The following is a 21050-nucleotide window of genomic DNA, read 5'->3' as shown; positions in this document are numbered from 1 at the left end:
TCCGTCACATGGTTTTGCATTCGATTCATGATAACCGGCGCTCGCCGTGCGCCCGCCCGCATCTGCCTGCATCGCGATCATGTCTGCAGCCCCGCAATAAACCGTCCCACCGCGGCGGGAGCCTCTGCAGGAGCGGTCTTTTCGATCAGCGCAACAATCGCGCTGCCAATCACCGCTGCATCAGCGAACTCGCCAACAGCCTTCACGTGCTCGGCGTTCGAGATGCCGAAGCCCACCGCAATCGGCAGCTTTGTAAACTGTCGCAGCCTGCCGACCAGCTCCGAAGCATCGCCAGCTATACTCTGCTGCGTGCCTGTCGTTCCTGTGCGTGAGATGGCATACACAAAGCCCTGCGAAGCGCCAGCAATCGCCGCAAGCCGTGCATCCGGGCTCGTAGGAGCCGCAAGAAACACCGGAGCCAGCTTGTTCGCGTGCATCGCTTCGAGATACTCGCCAGCCTCTTCGACGATCATGTCCGTCAGCAGGACGCCATCCGCTCCCGCTTCAGCGGCCTTTTCGCAGAAGGTCTTCATCCCCATTCGCACGACGGGGTTCAGATACGAGAACAGCACCAGCCCAGCCGAAGGCCGCGCCGCGCGAAGCTCCTTTGCCAGTCCCAGAACATCCGTCAGCCGAGTCCCATGCGCAACTGCGCGCTCGCTCGCCCGCTGAATCACAGGGCCATCGGCGAGCGGGTCGCTGAACGGCACACCCAGCTCAATCACATCCGCGCCGTTATCAATCGCAGCCAGCGCGATCTCCCGCGTGGTAGCAAGGTCCGGATCACCCGCAGTCAGATAAGCAACGATTCCCGGTCTTCTGTTGAACGCAATCGCCACTTACGCACCCCTCAAATCGAGTTCCCTTGCCAGAATCCCCATGTCCTTATCGCCACGCCCCGACAGATTCACCATCAGCACATCCGTCTTTGCCATCGTCGGAGCCAGCCGTATCGCCTCAGCCACCGCATGGGCGCTCTCAAGCGCCGGCAGAATCCCCTCCGTCCGCGCCAGAGTCACCGTGGCCTTCAGCGCAGCATCGTCGGTGCACGAGGTGTACGTCGCGCGGCCTGAGTCATGCAGCATCGCGTGCTCCGGTCCGACGCTCGCATAGTCCAGCCCCGCAGACACCGAGTGCGTCGCCGCAATCTGCCCAGCGTCGTCCTGTAGCACGTAGCTGTACGTCCCCTGCAGCACGCCCGGAACTCCGCCTCCCACCTTCTGAAAGCGCGCTGCGTGTTCTCCCAGCGCCGTTCCGCGTCCACCTGCCTCGACGCCGATCAACTGCACATTCGCATCATCAAGAAACTCGTAGAACGCGCCAATCGCATTCGACCCACCACCGACACAAGCGACCACCGCAGTCGGCAGCTTGCCCTCCTGCTCCATAATCTGCCGCTTCGCCTCTTTGCTGATCACGCGATGAAAATCCCGAACCATCGTCGGGTAGGGATGCGCCCCCAGCGCACTCCCCAGCACGTAGTACGTCGTCCGCACATTCGTCACCCAGTCGCGCATCGCCTCCGAGATCGCATCCTTCAAGGTCGCCGACCCCGCGCTCACCCCGCGAACCTCCGCGCCCAGCAGCCGCATGCGATACACATTCAGCTCCTGCCGGCGCATGTCCTCCTCGCCCATGTAGACGACGCACTCCATGCCGAGCAGCGCGCACACCGTAGCCGTCGCCACCCCATGCTGCCCCGCGCCCGTCTCCGCAATAATCCGCTTCTTCCCCATCCGCCGCGCCAGCAGCCCCTGGCCGAGAGCGTTGTTGATCTTGTGCGCGCCGGTGTGCAGCAGGTCCTCGCGCTTCAGGTAGATCTTCGCGCCGCCGAGCGTCTCCGTCAGCCGCTTCGCAAAGTACAGCGGAGTAGGCCGCCCGCAGTAATTCCGCAGCAGATCATCCAGCTCCGCCTGAAACGCCACGTCCTCCTTGGCCTGCGCATACGCCGCCTCAAGCTCCTCGAGCGCCGCCATCAGGGTCTCGGGCACATACCTCCCGCCGTAGACGCCGAACCGCCCCGCAGCCGACGTCACAGGTCCCGCCGGATTAACCATCGCCGCCATCGAGCTCATCACGCCTCTCCTACTCCCTGCTTCAAAAACAAAAGCCGCAACCTTGTCGGTCGCGGCTCGTGTGGATATCGATCTCGTCTGAAACTTCAGCTTGCCTTCAGCTATCTCTCAGAGGAACCTACTCCGCCGATGCCGCTACCGTGCGCCAGTAGCGGTAAATAAAGCTGATAAATCGGCTGGAGGAGATAATCATCTTGTCTTTGAGGATACATCGGCCCTTCATTCTACGCAACATTTGAATTTGGCGCCTCTCGCCAAGAGTGAAAAAAAGAGCCTTTGAAGAAGCATATCTGTGCTTCGAATGGCCGCTATTGGATTCAGACAGATTGGAAGCGCGTCCGTAAGAAGTCGACGCCCATCTCGTTCACACGATCTAAGACTACGAACAAAGAAACACAGAATAGCTACATGGAACGTAACAATCAGGGCCAGCAACGGAAGCCATAAAAAACTCAACATTTGTAGCGCGATGATTGCCGGAACAAGAACGAGCATCGTTGCACTTTGGGCAAACACCATCACGCGTAACGATCTCAGATACCGCGCCGAGAATCGATCAAGACGCGACAAAGTTGAACCGATAACTTGATCTGAAATCGATCCTTGTTTGAGAACGACAAACCCTGGTACGAACGGTAGGGGATTTGAAACACATGGAAGGCGGCGAAGCAAGGTGAAGCTCAAAGAAGTATGTTTCCACTCCTTCCATCCACCTAACAACGAACGACTAAAGGCAATATCTTCTTCTTTGAGCCAATGGACACACTCGTAACCGTACATCGCGTAGATCGCGACGATAAGGTCGATATCAATACGAGTCATCGTGATCGGAACTTATCGTGCCAGAGCTGATTTCCTGTTGATTGGCAGCAATTGACGAATTGGCATCCTTTCCAAGGATACGTTGTTTCAAATTTGAGAAGAATCTCTTTATTGCGCTGCCTAGCGCCACAAGACCTACTAGGATGAACTTCCACAAAGCAGCAATGCCAGCCAAAAGTTTGGACAACAGGCCAGTCTTCACCACAGCGGCAGCCGCACCACCGGCAATGAGTGCTGTCAACCCATAGCTCGCTACTTTGTCGCCTTTTACGAACTCGGAATACCGGCTTCCGGCAGAAAAGCTAAAGCCGTTCAAGAGCTGCTGATATGCAGGAAGAACTTGGTCAAGCTGTGACGGATCTAGGACCAGGTCGACACTCATCGCACCGCGCCGTCCTAGGATGCGCGTTGAGTAGTTAACAGTCTTGCCCTCCTTATCATCCTCTCCATTTCCAAGCGTTGCCCAAGTAAGGTTGTGAGTTTTCTCTTCGTAAAAGGGCGGCTGCTGCCATCCCGTAAGATGAAATGCCGCCCAACCTTTCTCTCTCCGAAACTCATTGCCTCTTTCGGTATTTGCTTTTAGCGAAGCCAGTATTTTGTCCGCATCAAGCGACGACTTTTCGCTATCGGAGATGTATCCAACTTCATCGAAGTCAAATATCAAAAACCAGCTGCCCTTCGAATCATCCTCTTTGCTAATCGGAATGATTAGACCCAGTTCACCACTGGAAGACGGATTATGCGTCAACTCCATGAATCGCCGGGTGCCGGCACTGTCAGTGAAGGCATATCCCTCAGGGATTTTAATTTCGGCGACTTGCCCCAAATGTGCTTGATAAGGCCCCTTGTGCCACTCGATACCAGTTGGAGCATCCGACTTTGGATCATCGAACGCAAGTGCTTTGTGCCCAAAAGGAGTAAAGAGCAAAATCACTAACGAGAAGCAGAAAACAACCCAAGAAAACCGCAAGTGTAGTTTCATCAATGTCCCCGTACTTGAGTCCCTATGACACTACAACGAAATTGTGCAGAACGTGTACATAATTCTTCCTGAATGCGGAGCCATAAGCATCCTTGACTGCTCCGCGGTTCAAAAGTGGCTCAGCCTAAGTGAGTGTGCCGATTTCTCATGAGTTCTCACGGCTCAAGCACAAACTTCTTTATCCCGATCTTCGCCCCCTCCCGCCAACGCGCCGGAGCCGACCGCACCACCACCGTAATCTCATCGAACTTCACACCCTCCATCCGGCTAGGCACTACATACGAAAGCCGCTCCTCCACCGGAGTATCGCCCCGCGCACCTGCCGGCGTCTGGCGCGACTGCATGGACGCCGATCCCAGGTAGTAGCCTCTCGAATCCGGCGTTCCCTTACCCTTCACCCACAGCTCCAGCGCAATCGCTCCTTCTCGCTTGTCTGCATTCTGCACCACAATGTCGATCCCGCCGCAGCAACTCAGGTCCATCGGCGGATCCAGTCTCTGGTGAGCCTCCATCAGCAGCGGATACCAGTCCGTCGACCGTACCGTCGCCTTCAACGAGCTCCCCTGTACCACCCGAGCCGTCGGCCTCGGCCTCTTATCCGGAGACTTGAAGTACCAGTAAGCCCCATCGAACGGAATCTCGATCGCCTGCGGCAGCCGCCCTGTAAAAACCGTGGCCTCCTCCTTCCTCACCGGCAGCTCGATCTTCTTGTGCTCCTCCTTCGGCGTGAGCAGAATGATCCCCGAATACCCATCATCCGTTCCCGCCGCCCCTCGACTCGCCGGAGTCCCGCTCTCCTTCAGCATCGGAGTTATCGCCCTCGAAAGCGGCGGGTTCCTCAAATATGGCAGCAGCACCACCAGTGTGGATACGAACGCCAGCGCCAACGCGCCAACCGCACGCTTGTTCGAAGCCTCACCACTTCCACCGCTCCTCGCCCTCCACACCAACAGCGTCACGCACATGCCCGCAAGCAGCGACGCCCACCGAAACGAGCTCATCGCCGCCACTGTCGCCGTTAGCTCCACCAGCAATGCCAGCCCAAGCGAAGGCAGCAGCACCTTCGGCCACAACTCCGAATCGAACTGAAACGGATACGTCAGCAGCCCGCGGCTCTCCTCACGCCTCGCCGCCAGCGAGAACCCCGCGTCTGCAGCATCCCCCTCATATCGCCGTAGATAAAGCGCTCCTGTCGCCATTAGAAAGCATCCCGCGAGCACCGTCACCAGCGAAGGCGTCCACAGAGCGAATATCCACGCCGGCACCCAGATCGCCGTCACCCACGTAGCCCGCAGCGTCATCCCCGACACCCGCAACGGTCCCTTCGATAACACTGACCTCATCCCGAGGACCGCCAGCGCCACCAGCACCGACACCGCAATCGCATCGAACAACAACCCACCCGCAATCACCAGCAGCTTCCTGGGAGGAAGCGATCCCAACCGTGGCACTGGGAAGAACAGGCACAGCAGCATCACCGCCACCAGCCCCGCCAACATCGCGCCGCGCACAAACGGCCTCGCGCCGGCCTCGTCCGCCTCCGGAGCCTCCCGCCACCTCTCCCATCTCAGCCAGCGCAACCCTCGCAGCACGCGGAGTCCTCAGCACCTGAAGGACGAGCATAGCAGGCAATTTGTCGCAGGCAATACCCTACTCCACCGGCGACCGCTTCCCCCAGCTGAACCGCCGCCCGATGATCCCCTTCACAATCAAATGGTCCGTCCCCGCCGTAGGCCCCACACCTACGCCGAAGTTGATCTCCCACTTCGGCGAGACATTCAGGTCGGTCACGGCGAAGATCTGCTGCTGCTGGTTGTGCAGCGAATCGAACGCCCCCAGCCGTCCGTAGTCTGCGTAGTACTCCACGCCGCCGCTGATCTTCTTCGAGAAGTCGTACCCCACCTTCACTCCCGGGGCGAACGCGACCCCCAGCTTCACATCCGGCCCGTGCCACGTCCGCTCCAGCGCCGGATTCACCGAGAAGTACCATCGGCCGATCGACTTATCGACGATAGGCCGAATCTCCCACGTCCACGTGTCCGGCGAATACGCCGCCCGCTGATACCCGATCTCCGTCGAGAGGCTCACTCCCACAGGCCAGTGCCACGAGTCCGGAGCCCGCACCCGCGGGCGTATGTGATCACCCACCCACTGCACTCCGTGGCCGTCCTGCCAGCTCGTGAAGACGTAGAAGCCTACCTCCGACCAACTCGTCAGCCCCTGCGTAATCTCCAGCGTCTCGTGCAGCTGATGGTTCGTCGGATAGACGCCATCGACGACATACTTCTGCCCCTCAGGCGTGAAGTTCGAGTGCAACTCAACCATCGTCGTCTTTGGAGCAACCGTGTCCGCTCCATACACCTGGATCTCATAGTTGCCCTGGGCGAGCGCGGGAAGTGAGGCAAGCAGGAAAAGCGCAACAAGAAACGAAGCCAGACGCATAGAGAATAGACGCGGCGCGAGCCGTTGCAGACTCATCTCAACCTCACGCATATCGAAAGAGCATCATGAAACCCATGTCCATGTGGTCCTGTTGATGACAGTGGAAGAGCGTCAGCCCCGGATGGTCCGCCGTAAACTCCACCTCCGACTGAGTCCCTGCCGCAACCAGAACCGTGTCCTTGCGAATCCCTCGCGTCTCATGCCCGGCCATCCGCTTCAGCTCAAACGTATGCCGATGCAGATGCACAGGATGATCGTCCGTGCTTTTGTTCTTGAAGACCAGCCGGTACCGCTGCCCCTCGGTCAGCGTGATCGTGTCGGTATTCGGAAACGACTTGCCGTTGATCATCCATTTGTCCATCGCACCATGCCCGGCAAACTTCGACTCAAACACCAGCGGAACCTCAACCGCCTTCGCATCCCCCGAGGCCGCATCCTTCGCAGTGCCGAACTGCAGCCCGAACTGCAAATAGTCCCACACAAGATCGTTCGGCTGCTGCCACTGCGGCTTGCCGCTGCGGCCCGCATACTCCACCACGGCGCCCATCCCCGCGGCCATCACGTGTTTGCGAACCTCGCCCAGCACCCACACGCCCGGATTGTTCATCTCGACCTCGACGCACACGCGCTCTGCCGGTGAAAGCCGCAGCATCGGCACCACCTTCGGCTGCGGGACAGCATTCCCATCCAGAGCGACCACGCGCATCGAATGCCCCGCGAACGCAATCCAGTGCGGCTCCGTCGCGCTGCTGTTGAGGACATGCAGCAGCACGCGCTCGCCCTCTTTCACCCGCAGCGGCTCGCCAAACCCCAGCGTGCGCCCGTTGATGGTAGAGACGTCATACGCGGGACTCATCGATCCATCGCCCCCGCCGGCGAGGCTCGCACCCCAATCATGCAGCCCGAGAAAAAACTCCTGATCGTACCGCGCCACATTCTCGCGCGGTTCGATCATCAGAAATCCATGCTGTCCCGTGTACTGCCCCTTCCTGAAATCGCTGCCCGCAGACGTATGCGTGTGGTACCAGCGAAACCCCGCAGGCCGCGGCGTATACGTATATCGCGCCTTCCCGCCTGGAGCGACATGCGGCGTTCCCTCTTCCATCGCGCCATCCACATCCGACGGAAGAAACAGCCCATGCCAGTGCACAATCTCGTCGTTGCCGCTGTGGTTCGTCACATCGACCGTAACCGGCACGCCCTCCTTCAACCGCAGCAGCGGCCCCGGAACCTGCTGGTTGTACGCAAGCGTCTTGATGAAGCGCCGAGGCGAAACCTCAAGTAAAAATGGAGCAATGTCGAGTGAGAAATCTGACTCAATCTCGACCGTGTAGTCTGCTTCCGCCAGCGAAAAGGCTCCCCTCGGCAACATCGTTGCTGCCGCCGCCACGCCAGAGAGCTTCAGAAGTCTTCGCCGAGTGACCACACCTGATCTTAACGCCAGACCCTTAACCAGGTCTTAAGACCTCTTCGGTAGATTCAACTCGTATCGTGCATGCTTGAGTTCGCCGATGCGAACCAGTGCTCCCTTGTTCACAAGATCAACCAGATCGCGCGTCGTCGTCGCCGTAGAAGCCCCGGTGATCGTGCTGTAGTTGCTCGCACTCAACCCGCCCTTGAACCCATCCGGGCCCTCCCGCAGCATCCGCAGCAGCGCCTTCTGCTGTCTCGCGTTGATCTGGTCTCGCAGCCGGTCCAGCAGCTTCGTCTTCTCGATGAGGAACTCCACTTGGGCGATCGTTCGCTGCTGGGCCTCAACGGCGATCTCGGCAAACCAAGCCAGCCAGTCCGTGGTCTCATTGCTCTTGTTTGCCTGCTCCAGTGCATCGTAATACCCCTTGCGATGCGCGAGTATCGTGGCCGCTAAAGCAATGAGGACAGGCTGCCCGAAGCTCTCTCCAATCGCCTTCTCTGAGATCGCCCGTCCAATGCGGCCGTTGCCATCCTGAAACGGATGGATCGACTCGAAGTACAGATGCGCCAGGCCGGCCCTGGTGAGCGCAGGGAGAGACCTGTCGCCTCGCGGCGACGTGCGGTTGAACCATGCCAGAAAGCGTCGCATCTCCGAAGGAACCTGCTTCGAGGGCGGCGCCTCAAAGTGCACCCTGGGCGCGCCGGCCACACCGGAGACAATCTGCATTGGCTCCGGGCTCAGGCGATAGCGTCCGATCTCGCTGAGATCCTTTCTGCCGCCCGCCATCATCCTGTGCCAGCGAAACAGCGTCTTCCCCGAGAGAGGCTCAGAGAAACTGCGGCATAGATCGACCATCATCTCGGCGATGCCCTGCTCGGCCGCGGTTGCACTGCGCCTCTCGTCCTTCAAGCCAAGCTGCCGCTGAATCGACGACTGAACGCTTGCCCGGTTCAGGATCTCGCCCTCGATCTCCGACGTCGTCACGGCCTCGCCGCTCATCGTCTCTACGCGAAGCTGGTCCTGCTGCTCCTCACCAAGATGCCTTACGGTTCCAATGAGAATGCCCGCACTGACAAGAAACCGCTCTTCCGCCGGAGCCATTCTGGAGCGGTCCCACGTAAACTCCTGCCAATCCCCTTTTTGCCAGTTCCAGAGCAAGTTCGTGGGCATGATCGATAGAAACCTCTCCTATCGATCATAATAACCACACAATTTGATCGATAGCGATGCTTTTTATCGATCATCTCCATCCTTCACCTACAGAATCAGATCTTCGCTGCACGTCCCCCCAACCCGCCGCAGCCGCTCCACCGGGCGGTTCAGGCGCCGCGGGTCCACGTCTCGCTCCCTGGATTTATGTGTCACTATGTGCTTTCAGCGCAGCTTCTTACCCAGCCCATCCATTAAAATCCGCAGATAAAATCCGCAGATCCAGGCAACCATTCTTCAATCGACACAAATGTATCTTCGCCCTCCAGGCGAACCATCGTCATCGCCCTCCTGTCCAATTAACAGGCAAAAGCAAAAGGAGGAAGGCATGAAAATCCGACACTCGGCAGCTCTCATCGCTCTGACCGGCATCCTCAGCCTGCCGGCCTCAGCATTGGCCCAGCAGGACAGGGAAACCTCTCAGGCCGCGCACGACCGTGCGGTCCGCGAGCAAAACGCCCACGACAAGCGGCACCACACCGGAGCCAAAATAATCGGTGGCTCTGCTGCTGGCGGAGCCGTTATTGGCGGGCTTGCCGGAGGAGGCAAGGGCGCCATCATCGGCGGAGCCCTCGGAGCAGGCGGCGGAGCCGTCGCCAATAAGGTCCGCAAAGATAAGGACGTAAAGAAGCGCGAGCGTGAGGAGCGCGAGAATCCTCCGCGCTAATTTATCGCTCTATCGCCTTGGCAGATTCAGTGAATAGCGCGCATGCCTCAACTCCCCCGTTCGGAGCAACGCGCCCTTCTCGACCAGATCGACCAGATCGCGCGTCGTCGTGGCGGGCGAAGTGCCGGCAATCGTGCTGTAGTTGCCGGCGCTCAGCCCGCCTTTGAACCCATTTTGACCCTCCCTCAGTATCCTCAGCAGGGCCTTTTCCTGTCTGGCATTGATCTGGCCACGCAGGCGGTCGAGCAGCTTCGTCTTCTCGACCAGGAACTCCACTTGGGCGATCGTCCTCTGCTGAGCCTCGATCGCGATACCGGCAAACCATGTCAGCCAGCCTGTGACTTCGTTGCCTTTGTTTGTTTGCTCCAGGGCCTCGTAATAGTTCTTGCGATGCGCGAGTATCGTCGTAGCCAGAGCGACAATCACAGGCTGCTCGAAGCTCTGCCCGATTGCCTTCTCTGAGATCGCCCGTCCAATGCGCCCATTGCCATAACCCCCTTGTTTCTATTTTTAGGAGTTACCATTTAGGTTAACGATTTCTCAGTAAGTGTCAGTTTTCCTCACCTAAATATGTGCTTGCGTATACACTTCTGAGAAATGGCGGTAAGCGATCGGGAACTGAATCATCAGTACAAAATGCAGGTATTGCATACGCTGAACGCAGTTTGGCAAGGATTCGTTCGTTTTCTGTGTGTGCTTACTTTTTGTGTATGTGTTTATTTAACGATTCGTGAACTAGCGGGTCGGCAGACGTTAGCCGATTTAAAGTTCAACGCAATAGCCAATTTTTCCGCTAATAAGTGGTTTGCTTTTGTCGCACCCTGGGGGCTTGCGGGAGTTTGTTCAGTATGGGCCGCGGGCGAACGAAAACTCCGCAAAAGTCATACAAAGCGGATTGCAAGCGAGAGTTCTGAGATGCAAAAGAAAATTGACCCTAGTCGAAGATCCAGCAGTCTAAGTAAGAAGGGCGAGACCCGCCCGGAGGACATGTGAATGCAGAGCCCTATTTATCTAATGAGCTGGGTGTCAGCCGCATGCGCCATTTGGTTGGTTTGGAGCTTAGGAATAAAGCCGCTGGTTCTGGACGCTTATCGCGAGCGCCTGTTCGAGTTGCGTTTCCAGTTGTTCCAACTTGGGGTGGATGGAAAGCTTTCTTTCAACAGCGATACATATCGCACCTTAGAGACGCTTCTTTGTGGGCTGCTACGATTTGCACATAGAGTCACACTGGTCACATATGCGTTATCTCGAATAGAGCAAGACAAAGCTAAAAAAGAGCCCGACCATGGCAACCTCTCGCAACAAATCACGCTGAAGATCAGCCGTACTGATCCAGAGGCTCAGGAGAAGCTGTACAAGCTTATGAATGAGTTGCGCGATGCGATTTTTCTTTACATTGCGTTTTCATCGATATTATTCATGCTGATTGCTGCTGCTTTCGGGATAGCCCAACTTTTGGGTCTATGGCATCCCGAAAAAACAAAGAAAGAACTTACCGGTGTTATTGAAACAGAGGCATACAGGACTGAGGCGAAACGTCACTTGACCTTACAGCACGCGTAGCCCAACATCGCTTCTCAAATGTGGGACGATGCCACTTTGGGGCCAAAAACTGTCAAGACCCCTAACCTGTGTAAAAACCGCTCATCCCCCTGCAAACAACACAAAAACGGCAACTTACGCAGCGAAATAAACTTGAACAAAATGGCATAGTAGTTCCCCTCAATCCGATAAAATAGAAACAGAGAAAAGCCCCGGATTAACCAGGGCTTTTTCTTTTTAATCAACTGACACTAACTACCAGCGACCAACAACCGTATTTTGAATACCTTGCACACCCGCCATCCCGAATTCCTTTGATTTTACGGGTTCGGCATGCCAATTGCGTACGAAGTCCAGACCTAAAGTGTCTGTTTTGAATATTTTGCACAAAATGGGGGGGGGAGGGGGGAGTCAACCAGCAACCAGCAACTAACAACCAACAACGAATCAGATCTTCTGCACCCGCTGCACGTCTCGCACCCCCGGAACCCGCCGCAACCGCTCCACCAGGCGGTTCAGGTGCCGCAGGTCCAGCGTCTCGATCACGAAGTCCACCACCGCCGTCGCATCCGGAGCGGGCTTCGAGTCCACGCTGCGAATGTTCGTCCCGTCATCCGAGATGATCGCCGTGAACTCCTTCAGCATTCCCGTGCGGTCGTCGCAGAGCACCGTCAGCTTCACCGGATACGTCTGCGCCTTCGCGGCACCATCCGCCGCATGCATCGGGGCCCACTCCACCTGAATCCTCCGGTCCGACTCATACAGCAGGTTCTGCACATTCGGACAGCTTCGCGCATGCACCGCGACGCCCTTGCCCCGCGTCACGTAGCCGATAATCTCCTCGCCGCGAATCGGATTGCAACATCGCGCGCGATACACCAGCAGATCGTCCTGCCCCTCCACCTGCAGCGAGTCCGACCCCTTGCCGAAGTAGACCCGCTTCACCGCTTCCGACATCTGCCCGACGGTATTGCCCACCGGAGCCCCGCCTGCAGGGGCCTCTGGTGCCGCCGTCGAGCCGGGCTCCAGTTGGTTGAGCACCTGACGCGCCGAGTACTTGCCGAAGCCCACTCCGGACAGTAGCTCCGTCTCGCTGCTCAGCCCGTAGTGCGCCGCGACCCTGTCAAAGTCCGCCGTCGCGAACTTGTTCAGCGAGAGCTTGTATCTGCGCGCCTCGCGCTCCAGCAGCTTGCGGCCGATCTCGAGCGCCCGCTGCCGCTGGTGCTCATTCAGCCAGTGCTTGATCTTGTTGCGCGCCTTCGAGCTCTTGGTGAAGCTCAGCCAGTCGCGGCTGGGTGTGTGTCCCGCCTGCGTCGCGATCTCGACGATGTCGCCGTTCTTCAGCCTTGTCCGCAGCGGAACGATCCTGCCGTTCACCTTCGCGCCCACCGTCGTGTTGCCAACCTCGGTGTGGATCGCGTAAGCGAAGTCGATGGGGCTTGCGTCCTTGGGAAGAACGACCACCTTGCCCTTCGGCGTGAAGGTGTAGACCTCCTCCGGGTACAGGTCGATCTTCAGCGTCGACATGAACTCGTTGGGGTCGGACATCTCGCGCTGCCACTCCATCAGCTGCCGCACCCACGCGAGGCGTTGCTCGTCCTTGGCGCTCACGTTGTCCGAGGCCTTGTACTTCCAGTGCGCCGCGATTCCCTCCTCGGCGACGCGGTGCATGTCCTCGGTGCGAATCTGCACCTCGAACTGATGCCCACCCTCTGCGATCAGCGTCGTGTGCAGTGACTGGTAGAGGTTCGGCCGCGGCATCGCGATAAAGTCCTTGATGCGCCCCGGAACCGGCCGCCAGATCGAGTGCAGCAGCCCCAGCAGCGCATAGCAGTCCTGCACTGATTCCGTGATCACTCGCACCGCCAGCAGGTCGAAGACCTGGTTCACCGGAATCTTCTGGTCCTGCAGCTTCTGCTGGATTGAGTAGAGCCGCTTGATGCGCCACTCCACCCTGCCGTGAATCTTGAACTCCTTCAGCTTCGCCTCAAGCTGGGCGACGATCCTCTTCAGGAACTCCTCGCCTGCCGCCCGCAGCGAGTCGACTTCGTTCGAAACCTGCTCATACGCGAATGGATCGACGTAGCGGAACGCCAGGTCCTCAAGCTCGCCGCGCAGCTTACCCATGCCCAGCCGGTGCGCCAGCGGAGCGAAGATGTCCAGCGTCTCGCGTGCGATCTTCTGCTGCTTCTCAGGCTTCAGGTGCTCGAGCGTCCGCATGTTGTGCAGCCGATCGGCCAGCTTGATGATGACGACGCGAACATCAGTCACCATCGCCAGCAGCATCTTGCGGATGTTCTCCGCCTGATGGTCTTCACGGTTCGCAAACTTGATCTTGTCCAGCTTGGTGACGCCCTCGACGATGTGCGCCACCTGCTCCCCGAACCGCTTCCCGATCTCCTCCGAGCTGACGTCCGTGTCCTCGACCGCATCATGCAAAAGGCCCGCCGCGATCGCCGTCGAGTCCATCTTCAGCTCGGCCAGAACCTGGCCCACCTCAAGCGGGTGGATCACATACGGCTCGCCGCTCGCCCGCTTCTGTCCCTCATGCTGCTGCAGGCAGAACTCCCACGCCTTCCGGATGATCCCCAGATCATCCGCAGGCCGGTTTGCATGGACCGTTTCAAGCAGCTTCTGAAACTTTTCGTCGATGATCCTGACCTCGTCCGCCGCGATCCCCGCGAGGTGCGACCCTGCTGACTCCTCTGCTGGAACAGCGGCAGCCTGCACCTCCGGCGGGGCAGCCGGAGGCTTGCCAGACGGAGCCGGGTGTGGCTCGACGTCCGCACTGCGGGCGGGTTTCTCCGGTTGGCCCTTGGGATGAATGTGAGGCTCTGGCTTAGGGCCGACCCGGGGAGAGGCCGGGTTAGCGAATGCCATAGCCTATTATAGGCCGCGCGCTTATCGCGCTCCAGCCTGAACTTACGCGGGCAGCCCGGGTGCCCCATCCATGCCGCAGCCTCATCGCGGCATGGGTTGGAATGAGATCCGACCTTCGGAGCTATTCCGTACTGTCGACGTGGAGCACATCCAGCTTCTGAGCCTCGTTGTGGCTGATCTCGAAGGAGCGGGACCAACCCGGGCCTGCATCTTTGGGGATGGGATCGAAACGGATTCCGGCTTGAGAGAGAGCCGTCGCGGCTTGCGACTCGTTATCGAACTCTCGCTCACGAGTCTCATACCCATGCTCTTCGCCGATGACGTCGCAAGAAACGATGAGCCGCTGGGTCTGATCCTTACGGGAAAGCTTGCAGCGGAAGACTGCCATAAAACCTCCAGACCAGCTCATGCGTCGGTCTACTCAATCTGTACCGATGCCCCGTACCGATGCGTATACCGGCACATCGCACTCTGCATCCTCGTACTCGACGCGGAAGGTCGACCATTCCTTGCCCGTGTCCCAGACAAGCTCAATGAGATTGCGAGCCAAGGCGAGCTGCGCCTCCGTTATAGACCCATCAGGGGTATAAATTCCAGCCACCCGCTCCTGCAGTACTCAGTGGCCACGCGGAGGAGCGTGAAGTCACTGGTCCGTCTGCTTTTTCGCCCGTCCCAGCAGCAGCGTCCGCTCTCGCGCATTCCGCGTCAGTGAAGCCGCCCGCTCAAACTCCGCCCGCGCCTCTGCCACGCGCCCAACCTTCGCCAGCAGGTCGCCCCGGACGCTGGGCAGAAGGTGATAGCTCTTCAGCGACGGCTCATCCTTCAGCGCATCCACCAGTTCCAGCCCGGCCTCCGGCCCATACGCCATCGAGACCGCGACCGCCCGGTTCAGCTCCACCACCGGGGAGGGCATCAACTGCGCCAGACCGCTATAAAGCATGACGATCCGCCGCCAGTCCGTCTGCTCCGCCGTCAGGGCGCGCGCGTGGCAGGCCGCGATCTCCGCCTGCAACAGGTATGGCCCCGGCACACCGATGAGATCTCGGGCCCGCTCCAGCGCCGCCAACCCGCGTCGAATCAGCAACCTGTCCCACAGCACCCGGTTCTGCTCCAGCAGCAACACCGGCTCGCCGCCCGGCCCGGTCCTTGCGCCGGCCCGCGACGCCTGAATCTCCATCAGCGCCACCAGCCCGTGCACCTCCGGCTCACGAGGAACCAGCTCCGCCAGAACCCTCCCCAGCCGCACCGCGTCCTCGCACAGCCCCGGCCGCATCCAGTCGTCCCCGGCCGTAGCCGAGTAGCCTTCGTTGAAGATCAGATAGATCACCTGCAGCACCGAGGCCAGCCGCGCCTCAAGCTCGCTGCCCCGCGGAACCTCGAACGGGACCTTCGCCTCCGATAGAGTTCTTTTGGCCCGCACAATTCGCTGCGCCACCGTGGCCTCCGGAACCAGGTACGCCCGCGCGATCTCATCCGTCGTCAGTCCGCCCAGCAGCCGCAGCGTCAGCGCCACCCTCGCCTCCGCCGAGAGCACCGGATGGCACGCCGTAAAGATCAGCCGCAGCAGATCATCGCCCACGTCGTCCTCGGCCGCGTCCTCAATCTCCTCCGCCGCACGCTCCTGCTTCTCTTCAAGCTCGCGGCCAATCTCGTCATGTTTCTGCTCGATTCGCTTGTTCCGTCGCAACAGATCGATCGCCCGGTGCTTCGCCGCCTGCATCAACCACGCGCCCGGATTCTCGGGAACTCCCGCCTTCGGCCACTGCTCCAGCGCCGCTACCAGCGCATCCTGCGCCAGTTCCTCGGCGAGCCCCACGTCGCGCACGATGCGCGCCACTCCGGCAATCACCTTCGCCGACTCGATCCTCCACACAGCCTCGATCGCGCGATGGGTATCGGTAGCCGTCACAGCTACCGATCACACCATCTTCGCTTCCCATACGCAACCGTCGACTATTTCCTCGCAGCCAGCTCAGCGCGCTTAAGCTCTTCCCTCTCCACCATCTCCGGATAGACTTCAGCGAAGTCAGCCGCTTCGTAGACCTGCCGTATCTCAATCTCCGAATCGACCTTGAACGGGTTCGGACACCGCTTCACCCACTCAATCGCCTCCTCCAGTGACTTCACCTGCCACAGCCAGAACCCCGCGACCAATTCCTTCGTCTCCGCAAACGGCCCGTCGATCACCTCGCGCTGCTTGCCTGAAAACCGCACCCGCGCGCCCTTCGAACTCGGATGCAAGCCCTCCGCAGCAAGCATGATCCCGGCCTTCAGCAGTTCTTCGTTGAACTTATGCATCTCAGCCATAATCTTCGGATCAGGCAGCGCTCCGCTCTCCGAATCTTTCGTCCCCTTCACCATCACCAGAAATCGCATCGTCCTCTCCTTTTCATGTTTGGGGGCCGGTTCACTGACCCAACACCGACCCACGTCCATGTTGTCGGCGAAATCAGAAGTTCGATTTGCCAGCACTCACTGTGGGACCCTCCGTCGGGCACTCCCCATCCACTCGCTCATGGAGCTGCCGTATCTCTACTTCTCCATCGCCCGCAAACTTCATGAAATCCTGCGCCCCCAGAATCGCCTCCGCTTTCGACTTGGCCTGAATAATCGCCAGGCCCGCAACAACCTCCTTGGCCTCGGCAAACGGCCCATCTGTCACCGTCACCTTGCCCTTGTCGAGCCGGACCTTCGCTCCCAACCGTGTAGGCGCACATCCTTCAGTCGCCAGCAGCGCGCCGGACTTCATCTGCTCTTCGATGTACTTGCCCATCTTCTCCATCTCTGCAGGGCTCGGCGGTCCGCCTTGCTCTGCCTTTGCGACATCAGCAGGCTTATACAAACATAGAAACCTCATCGCTCTCTCCTTTTCTCGTGATTCTGTCGTTGTGGTTGAAATCTCACGCCGTCTGCTCGCAGTTCACCATCCAAGGCACGCCGTACTTATCCGTGACCATGCCGAACGCGACCGACCAGAACGTCGCCGCCAGCGGCATCGTCACCGAACCGCCCTCGGCCAGCGCATTGAAGACCTTCTCGGCATCGGCCTTGGTCTTCACCGTCACCGAGACTGAAGACCCTTGCGGCTTTGCATAATGTCCCGGAGGCGCATCCGACGCCATGATGGCCTCGCCGCCTACCTCGAGCCGCGCGTGCATGATCTTCTTCTTCCACTCCGCGGGAACATGCTGCTCCGCCGGAGTCCCTTCATGCGGTAACATCGCCATGATCTTCCCTCCCAGCGCCTTCTCATAAAGCTTGAACGCCTCTTCACAGTTGCCATCGAAGTACAGATAAGGATTGATCTGCATCGTCTTGCCTCCACTACAACAAGGTTGATAACTGTTATGGCTGCAACTATCCGGTACAGAACCTACGCCATCGGGCGCTCATGCGCGATCATCCACGATGTGCCGAACTTGTCTCTGAGCATTCCGAACCGATACGCGAAGAACGTCTCCCCAAACGGCATAAAGATCTGACCGCCATCGGAGAGCAGCGCCCAGACACGCTCCGCCTCCTCTGTGCTGCCGAGGCTCAGCGACAGATACACGCTTCGCATCGGCTGAAAGTTCGCCTCAGGAGGAACGTCCGACGCCAGCAACTCCGTCTCTCCAATCAACAGGCGAGCGTGCAGAACATCTTTCGCGCGCTCCGGAGGGACCTTAGCCGCCGGATTCTCGCCCTGGAGCATCATCATCGTGATCTGGCCGCCAAGATGCTGTTCGTAGAAGCGGAATGCCTGCTCGCAGTTGCCGCCATAGTTCAGATATGTGAGTAGTTTCATAAGCTGTCTTTCCCTCGATTCGCTGTTTCAACTGCCTTCTACCCATACGTCGAACGAAGACATGCAGAATCGACACGGCCTGCAGATTATTTTGAAAAAAATTGAGGCGGCCCCGAAGGACCGCCCGTGAGACTTCTAACTTCCATTTAGGTCAGGCTCTTGCCAGCTCCCGCTCGCTCACCAGTACTTTCGCGTCAGCGGCGATTCGCTTCGAGGCATGGCTCCGCAGCTCTTCAGCGAGGTCAGCGGGGAAGTCAGAGGCCTCCGTCACCTGCCGGATCTCGATCTCCGCACCCTCCGTCAGCGCAGGACACCGCTTCGCCCATGCGATGGCCTCCTCCATCGAGCCCACCTCCATAAGGACGAACCCAGCAATCATCTCCTTCACCTCGGCAAACGGCCCGTCGGTCACTGTCATCTTGCCCTGGTTCAGGTTGACCCGTGCGCCCTTCGAGCTCCGCGTCAGCCATTCACAATCGAGCAAAACACCCGCAGCACGCATCTCGTCGTTGTAGCGTCCCATTGCGGCGAGCAGCTCTTTGCCGGGCAGCGCCCCGGACTCAAGCTCTTTGTCCATCTTCCGCATCACCATAAATCGCACAGCAATACCTCCGTAGAGCTGCCTTGGAAAAAGCCCCTACTTCTCTGATGCAGCTTTCAGGTTGTTGAGACCCGTCTCAAAATCCTTCCCTATCGCCTTGTCCATATTGAAGAACACGCCCATCAGCTTTGCCAAGTAGTTGTTCTTACCCTGCATCATCCATTTCACGCTGGTGGTATCGCCCTCCGGCTCCAGGGTGAACTCCGTCACGTTGTGGCCCTCAAACGGCTTGATGAAGTCCAGTTTGATCGTCACGTGGTTCGAAGGCGCGCTGTCTGTGATCTCCATCCGCCCCTGCCCCACCTTCTTGTTTCCTTCCCACGTATACACCGCACCCTTGCCGCGATCGGGACCGCTGAAGCTCACCTGCATTGCCGGATCGAGCTTCTGCCACGGCGACCAGACCTGCCACTGGTGGAAGTCGTTGATCATCGGATAGATCTTCTCTGGCGTGGCCTGAATCGTAATCGATCGCTGCACAACCAGAGTCCCCGGCCTGGTCGCTGCATAGAGCAAGATGGTCACGACTAGAACAAGAATCACAACAAGAATCGTCTTCATGCCTGCCTTCTCAGGAAATAAGTTCAAGCCTAATGGGCCGAGAGGATAGCGGACGTATCACGATCGCTTCGAGACCATGACTCCGTGCGGACAAGCATCGCGCAAAATGGCGCAATCTGCATCTATTTTTTTCGCAAAAAAGAAAACGGAGGCAGCCTGGGCCGCCTCCGTCTCCAAGTCTTCCCGAGTCTTACCGGAAGTTCCGTTCGCTATGACCCTCCGGCTGAGGCCGGCTCTCCTGTCTGGGCTGGCTCTGGGGAGCCGCCCGCTGCTGCGGCTCCGGGTGCGCCTGCTGCTGGTACTGCGGCTGCGGCTGCGGACGAACCTGTTGCTGCTGCCACTGCTGCGGCTGCGGACGACCCTGTTGGTATTGCGGCTGCTGTACCTCCGGACGACCCTGCTGCTGATACTGTGGCTGCGGCTGCGGACGCACTGGCGGCTGGTACTGCGGCTGCCTTATCTCCGGACGATCCTGCTGTTGATATTGTGGCTGCTGACCCTGCGGACGCACCGGTTGCTGCGGTTGCCGAACCTCCGGACGATCCTGCTGCTGGTACTGCGGGCGCACCGGCTGCTGGAATTGCCCTTGCGGCTGCACCTGAGGGCGAGCCTGCTGCTGGTACTGCCCCTGCTGACGAGGCTGAACCTGGGGTTGCACCGGCCGTGCCACCGGACGAATGATTCCCCGGTCTGCCTCAAATGGCTTCGCCGAGACCGTCATCGCCGGACGCCCGCGATTCTGCGAGTAGAACTGCGACCGGTTCTGCGCCGATGCGATCTGGTTGTGGACCTGCGCGCTCATCGGTGGAATTCTCGTCTCCCGCAACGCAGCCAGCTCCGTCGGCCGCGGCTGCACCTGGAGACCTCCCCGGCCGCCGTTGTACGACACACGCGTGACGTTGTTCACGACCACCGTCCGGTTGTAGACGTTGGTGACCCGAGTGACGTTGACGCGGTTCACCGTGCGGTTGTAGTAGAAGTTGTTCCCGCGCCAGTAGCCGCCGTAGTAGCCGTACCCGGTATAGCCGCATCCGTAGTTAATGCCGCCATAGAAGCCGATGTGCAGACCCCAGTAGCCGTGGTACCAGCGGTACCGTCCGCCCACCCAGTACCAGTAGCCCGGAGTCCACAGTGCGCCCGAATACGGAGCCACCACCCATGCTCCCGGAACCCAGTAGTAACCGTACGGCGACCAGTACCAATACCCTGGCGTCCACATATAGTTCGGCGCCGGGGCCTCCGGCTGCTCATACTCCGGCAACGCCGGCGGAGGTTGATCGGTCTCGAGCGCAGCCTGCCCCGCATCGACCGACTGGTCGTTGCCGTAATCCGGGCCCTGCTGATCCTCGTCGCCCTGCTGGTTATTGTTGCCCTGCTGATCGTCGTAGCCTTGCTGATCGTCGGGCGGCATGTTCGGCTGCTGGCCCGTCTGCTGGTAGACATCGGCCTGCTGCTGGCTCTCGTTCTGGATTACCTGCCCGTTCCGATAAATGGGAGCCGGGGACTGCTGCCCCTCCGGGTATGTCTGAGGAGCCTGGTCCACGGCCGGGGCTGGCATGCTCTGGTCTGTCGACGCATTCGGGTCCACCGGAGCCATATTCACCGCTGCCGGATCCGGCCCGGCATCGTCCTGCACCTGCGCCACCGCCATCGATTGGCTTCCCAGCCAGACGGCGCCTGCTACCAATATGGTCGTCGCCGCGGCCTGCCAACGATAAAGCAGTTTCGCCTTGTTCCGTGTCGTTTCCATCCTGCGTATCCCTTTCTGTGCCCTTCCGCCGGCCGCTCAGCTCGGTCTATCCCAGCCAGCCCGCTTCTTAGTAAACTCGAAACTTCGCCCTAAGATGCGCCCGGCATCCCCATCAATCCCGCAAATCCATGATCGCCATCATCTTGGCGCGCACCCCACAAGCGGCGCACCGCGAGGCTATCACGACACTACCTGCCTGTCCCCCTGAAAAGAGCCTCCCGCATCCTTATCAGAATTAGAACGCATCGACATCGAGGACGTCCCGTTGGTGTCCAGGGATGCAAAAAAGGAAGAAGCTCTCCTAAGAGCGTCCTTACC

The 21050-nt window shown here is 59.3% G+C and carries 22 protein-coding genes; 2 read left to right on the top strand and 20 right to left on the bottom strand.

Features of this window, described 5'->3' with window-relative positions; genetic code table 11:
• Positions 1 to 77 precede the first annotated feature (77 nt).
• From trpA to OHL16_RS10185, 8 genes are all read right to left on the bottom strand, one after another.
• Complete coding sequence (gene trpA, locus OHL16_RS10220) at positions 78 to 839, bottom strand: tryptophan synthase subunit alpha (RefSeq protein ID WP_263367020.1); 762 nt, start codon at positions 837 to 839, stop codon at positions 78 to 80.
• Entirely contained in the window at positions 840 to 2075 is a 1236-nt protein-coding gene (gene trpB, locus OHL16_RS10215) for a tryptophan synthase subunit beta (protein WP_263367019.1), read from the bottom strand. It abuts the gene before it with no gap.
• A 219-nt stretch (positions 2076 to 2294) separates the two neighbouring features.
• Positions 2295 to 2897: a hypothetical protein gene (locus OHL16_RS10210; RefSeq protein WP_263367018.1), complete on the bottom strand. Its 603-nt coding sequence runs from the start codon at positions 2895 to 2897 to the stop codon at positions 2295 to 2297.
• Positions 2884 to 3879: a DUF2167 domain-containing protein gene (locus OHL16_RS10205; RefSeq protein WP_263367017.1), complete on the bottom strand. Its 996-nt coding sequence runs from the start codon at positions 3877 to 3879 to the stop codon at positions 2884 to 2886. The genes OHL16_RS10210 and OHL16_RS10205 overlap by 14 nt, the downstream gene beginning before the upstream one ends.
• A 155-nt stretch (positions 3880 to 4034) precedes the next feature.
• On the bottom strand, positions 4035 to 5471 hold the full coding sequence (locus OHL16_RS10200; protein WP_263367016.1) for a hypothetical protein: 1437 nt from the start codon (positions 5469 to 5471) through the stop codon (positions 4035 to 4037).
• Between the two features lie 58 nt (positions 5472 to 5529).
• The gene (locus OHL16_RS10195) at positions 5530 to 6357 is read right to left on the bottom strand and encodes a hypothetical protein (RefSeq protein WP_263367015.1); all 828 of its coding nucleotides are present in this window, start codon (positions 6355 to 6357) and stop codon (positions 5530 to 5532) included.
• A gap of 7 nt (positions 6358 to 6364) precedes the next feature.
• Positions 6365 to 7711 carry a multicopper oxidase family protein gene (locus OHL16_RS10190; RefSeq protein ID WP_263367014.1) on the bottom strand — a complete coding sequence of 449 codons (1347 nt, stop codon included), beginning with the start codon at positions 7709 to 7711 and terminating at the stop codon, positions 6365 to 6367.
• A gap of 69 nt (positions 7712 to 7780) precedes the next feature.
• Positions 7781 to 8905 (bottom strand): Fic family protein, encoded by a 1125-nt coding sequence (locus OHL16_RS10185; protein ID WP_263367013.1) that lies wholly within the window; start codon positions 8903 to 8905, stop codon positions 7781 to 7783.
• Positions 8906 to 9272: 367 nt separating this feature from the next.
• On the opposite strand from OHL16_RS10185, the gene OHL16_RS10180 reads away from it, so the two are divergent.
• Entirely contained in the window at positions 9273 to 9611 is a 339-nt protein-coding gene (locus OHL16_RS10180; RefSeq protein WP_263367012.1) for a hypothetical protein, read from the top strand.
• Positions 9612 to 9620: 9 nt separating this feature from the next.
• On the opposite strand, the gene OHL16_RS10175 is transcribed toward OHL16_RS10180, so the two are convergent.
• Positions 9621 to 10037, bottom strand: a complete 417-nt coding sequence (locus OHL16_RS10175; RefSeq protein ID WP_263367011.1) for a Fic family protein — start codon at positions 10035 to 10037, stop codon at positions 9621 to 9623.
• 567 nt (positions 10038 to 10604) lie between these two features.
• On the opposite strand from OHL16_RS10175, the gene OHL16_RS10170 reads away from it, so the two are divergent.
• Complete coding sequence (locus OHL16_RS10170) at positions 10605 to 11174, top strand: hypothetical protein (RefSeq protein WP_263367010.1); 570 nt, start codon at positions 10605 to 10607, stop codon at positions 11172 to 11174.
• 426 nt (positions 11175 to 11600) lie between these two features.
• Here OHL16_RS10170 and OHL16_RS10165 read toward each other — a convergent pair whose 3' ends face one another.
• From OHL16_RS10165 to OHL16_RS10115, 11 genes are all read right to left on the bottom strand, one after another.
• Complete coding sequence (locus tag OHL16_RS10165) at positions 11601 to 14033, bottom strand: RelA/SpoT family protein (protein WP_263367009.1); 2433 nt, start codon at positions 14031 to 14033, stop codon at positions 11601 to 11603.
• 121 nt (positions 14034 to 14154) lie between these two features.
• Positions 14155 to 14421 carry a hypothetical protein gene (locus tag OHL16_RS10160; protein WP_263367008.1) on the bottom strand — a complete coding sequence of 89 codons (267 nt, stop codon included), beginning with the start codon at positions 14419 to 14421 and terminating at the stop codon, positions 14155 to 14157.
• Between the two features lie 33 nt (positions 14422 to 14454).
• Positions 14455 to 14583 carry a hypothetical protein gene (locus OHL16_RS10155; protein ID WP_263367007.1) on the bottom strand — a complete coding sequence of 43 codons (129 nt, stop codon included), beginning with the start codon at positions 14581 to 14583 and terminating at the stop codon, positions 14455 to 14457.
• Positions 14584 to 14676: 93 nt separating this feature from the next.
• A complete protein-coding gene (locus OHL16_RS10150) occupies positions 14677 to 15942 on the bottom strand; it encodes an RNA polymerase sigma factor (RefSeq protein WP_263367005.1) in 1266 nt (421 codons plus the stop codon).
• A gap of 44 nt (positions 15943 to 15986) precedes the next feature.
• The gene (locus OHL16_RS10145; protein ID WP_263367004.1) at positions 15987 to 16409 is read right to left on the bottom strand and encodes a YciI family protein; all 423 of its coding nucleotides are present in this window, start codon (positions 16407 to 16409) and stop codon (positions 15987 to 15989) included.
• A gap of 73 nt (positions 16410 to 16482) precedes the next feature.
• Positions 16483 to 16890, bottom strand: a complete 408-nt coding sequence (locus OHL16_RS10140) for a YciI family protein (protein ID WP_263367003.1) — start codon at positions 16888 to 16890, stop codon at positions 16483 to 16485.
• Between the two features lie 43 nt (positions 16891 to 16933).
• Positions 16934 to 17344, bottom strand: coding sequence for a VOC family protein (locus OHL16_RS10135; protein WP_263367002.1), 411 nt, complete (start codon positions 17342 to 17344; stop codon positions 16934 to 16936).
• 62 nt (positions 17345 to 17406) lie between these two features.
• Positions 17407 to 17820: a VOC family protein gene (locus tag OHL16_RS10130; RefSeq protein ID WP_263367001.1), complete on the bottom strand. Its 414-nt coding sequence runs from the start codon at positions 17818 to 17820 to the stop codon at positions 17407 to 17409.
• 151 nt (positions 17821 to 17971) lie between these two features.
• Positions 17972 to 18412, bottom strand: a complete 441-nt coding sequence (locus OHL16_RS10125; protein WP_263367445.1) for a YciI family protein — start codon at positions 18410 to 18412, stop codon at positions 17972 to 17974.
• A 45-nt stretch (positions 18413 to 18457) separates the two neighbouring features.
• Entirely contained in the window at positions 18458 to 18982 is a 525-nt protein-coding gene (locus OHL16_RS10120; protein ID WP_263367000.1) for an SRPBCC family protein, read from the bottom strand.
• Positions 18983 to 19172: 190 nt separating this feature from the next.
• A complete protein-coding gene (locus tag OHL16_RS10115; RefSeq protein WP_263366999.1) occupies positions 19173 to 20732 on the bottom strand; it encodes a YXWGXW repeat-containing protein in 1560 nt (519 codons plus the stop codon).
• Positions 20733 to 21050: the final 318 nt, after the last annotated feature.

Source organism: Edaphobacter bradus, from assembly GCF_025685645.1.
Lineage (GTDB): Bacteria > Acidobacteriota > Terriglobia > Terriglobales > Acidobacteriaceae > Edaphobacter > Edaphobacter bradus.
Note: the sequence above shows the minus strand (reverse complement) of the source record. Positions and strands in the feature narration are given on the sequence as shown.

What these genes read in the sequence shown, in the direction of transcription:
- trpB (WP_263367019.1), bottom strand. Translation starts at nt 2,075, where the DNA reads ATGAGCTCGATGGCGGCGATGGTTAATCCGGCGGGACCTGTGACGTCG.
- OHL16_RS10210 (WP_263367018.1), bottom strand. Translation starts at nt 2,897, where the DNA reads ATGACTCGTATTGATATCGACCTTATCGTCGCGATCTACGCGATGTAC.
- OHL16_RS10205 (WP_263367017.1), bottom strand. Translation starts at nt 3,879, where the DNA reads ATGAAACTACACTTGCGGTTTTCTTGGGTTGTTTTCTGCTTCTCGTTA.
- OHL16_RS10195 (WP_263367015.1), bottom strand. Translation starts at nt 6,357, where the DNA reads ATGAGTCTGCAACGGCTCGCGCCGCGTCTATTCTCTATGCGTCTGGCT.
- OHL16_RS10185 (WP_263367013.1), bottom strand. Translation starts at nt 8,905, where the DNA reads ATGCCCACGAACTTGCTCTGGAACTGGCAAAAAGGGGATTGGCAGGAG.
- OHL16_RS10180 (WP_263367012.1), top strand. Translation starts at nt 9,273, where the DNA reads ATGAAAATCCGACACTCGGCAGCTCTCATCGCTCTGACCGGCATCCTC.
- OHL16_RS10170 (WP_263367010.1), top strand. Translation starts at nt 10,605, where the DNA reads ATGCAGAGCCCTATTTATCTAATGAGCTGGGTGTCAGCCGCATGCGCC.
- OHL16_RS10165 (WP_263367009.1), bottom strand. Translation starts at nt 14,033, where the DNA reads ATGGCATTCGCTAACCCGGCCTCTCCCCGGGTCGGCCCTAAGCCAGAG.
- OHL16_RS10160 (WP_263367008.1), bottom strand. Translation starts at nt 14,421, where the DNA reads ATGGCAGTCTTCCGCTGCAAGCTTTCCCGTAAGGATCAGACCCAGCGG.
- OHL16_RS10145 (WP_263367004.1), bottom strand. Translation starts at nt 16,409, where the DNA reads ATGCGATTTCTGGTGATGGTGAAGGGGACGAAAGATTCGGAGAGCGGA.
- OHL16_RS10140 (WP_263367003.1), bottom strand. Translation starts at nt 16,890, where the DNA reads ATGAGGTTTCTATGTTTGTATAAGCCTGCTGATGTCGCAAAGGCAGAG.
- OHL16_RS10135 (WP_263367002.1), bottom strand. Translation starts at nt 17,344, where the DNA reads ATGCAGATCAATCCTTATCTGTACTTCGATGGCAACTGTGAAGAGGCG.
- OHL16_RS10130 (WP_263367001.1), bottom strand. Translation starts at nt 17,820, where the DNA reads ATGAAACTACTCACATATCTGAACTATGGCGGCAACTGCGAGCAGGCA.
- OHL16_RS10125 (WP_263367445.1), bottom strand. Translation starts at nt 18,412, where the DNA reads ATGGTGATGCGGAAGATGGACAAAGAGCTTGAGTCCGGGGCGCTGCCC.
- OHL16_RS10120 (WP_263367000.1), bottom strand. Translation starts at nt 18,982, where the DNA reads ATGAAGACGATTCTTGTTGTGATTCTTGTTCTAGTCGTGACCATCTTG.
- OHL16_RS10115 (WP_263366999.1), bottom strand. Translation starts at nt 20,732, where the DNA reads ATGGAAACGACACGGAACAAGGCGAAACTGCTTTATCGTTGGCAGGCC.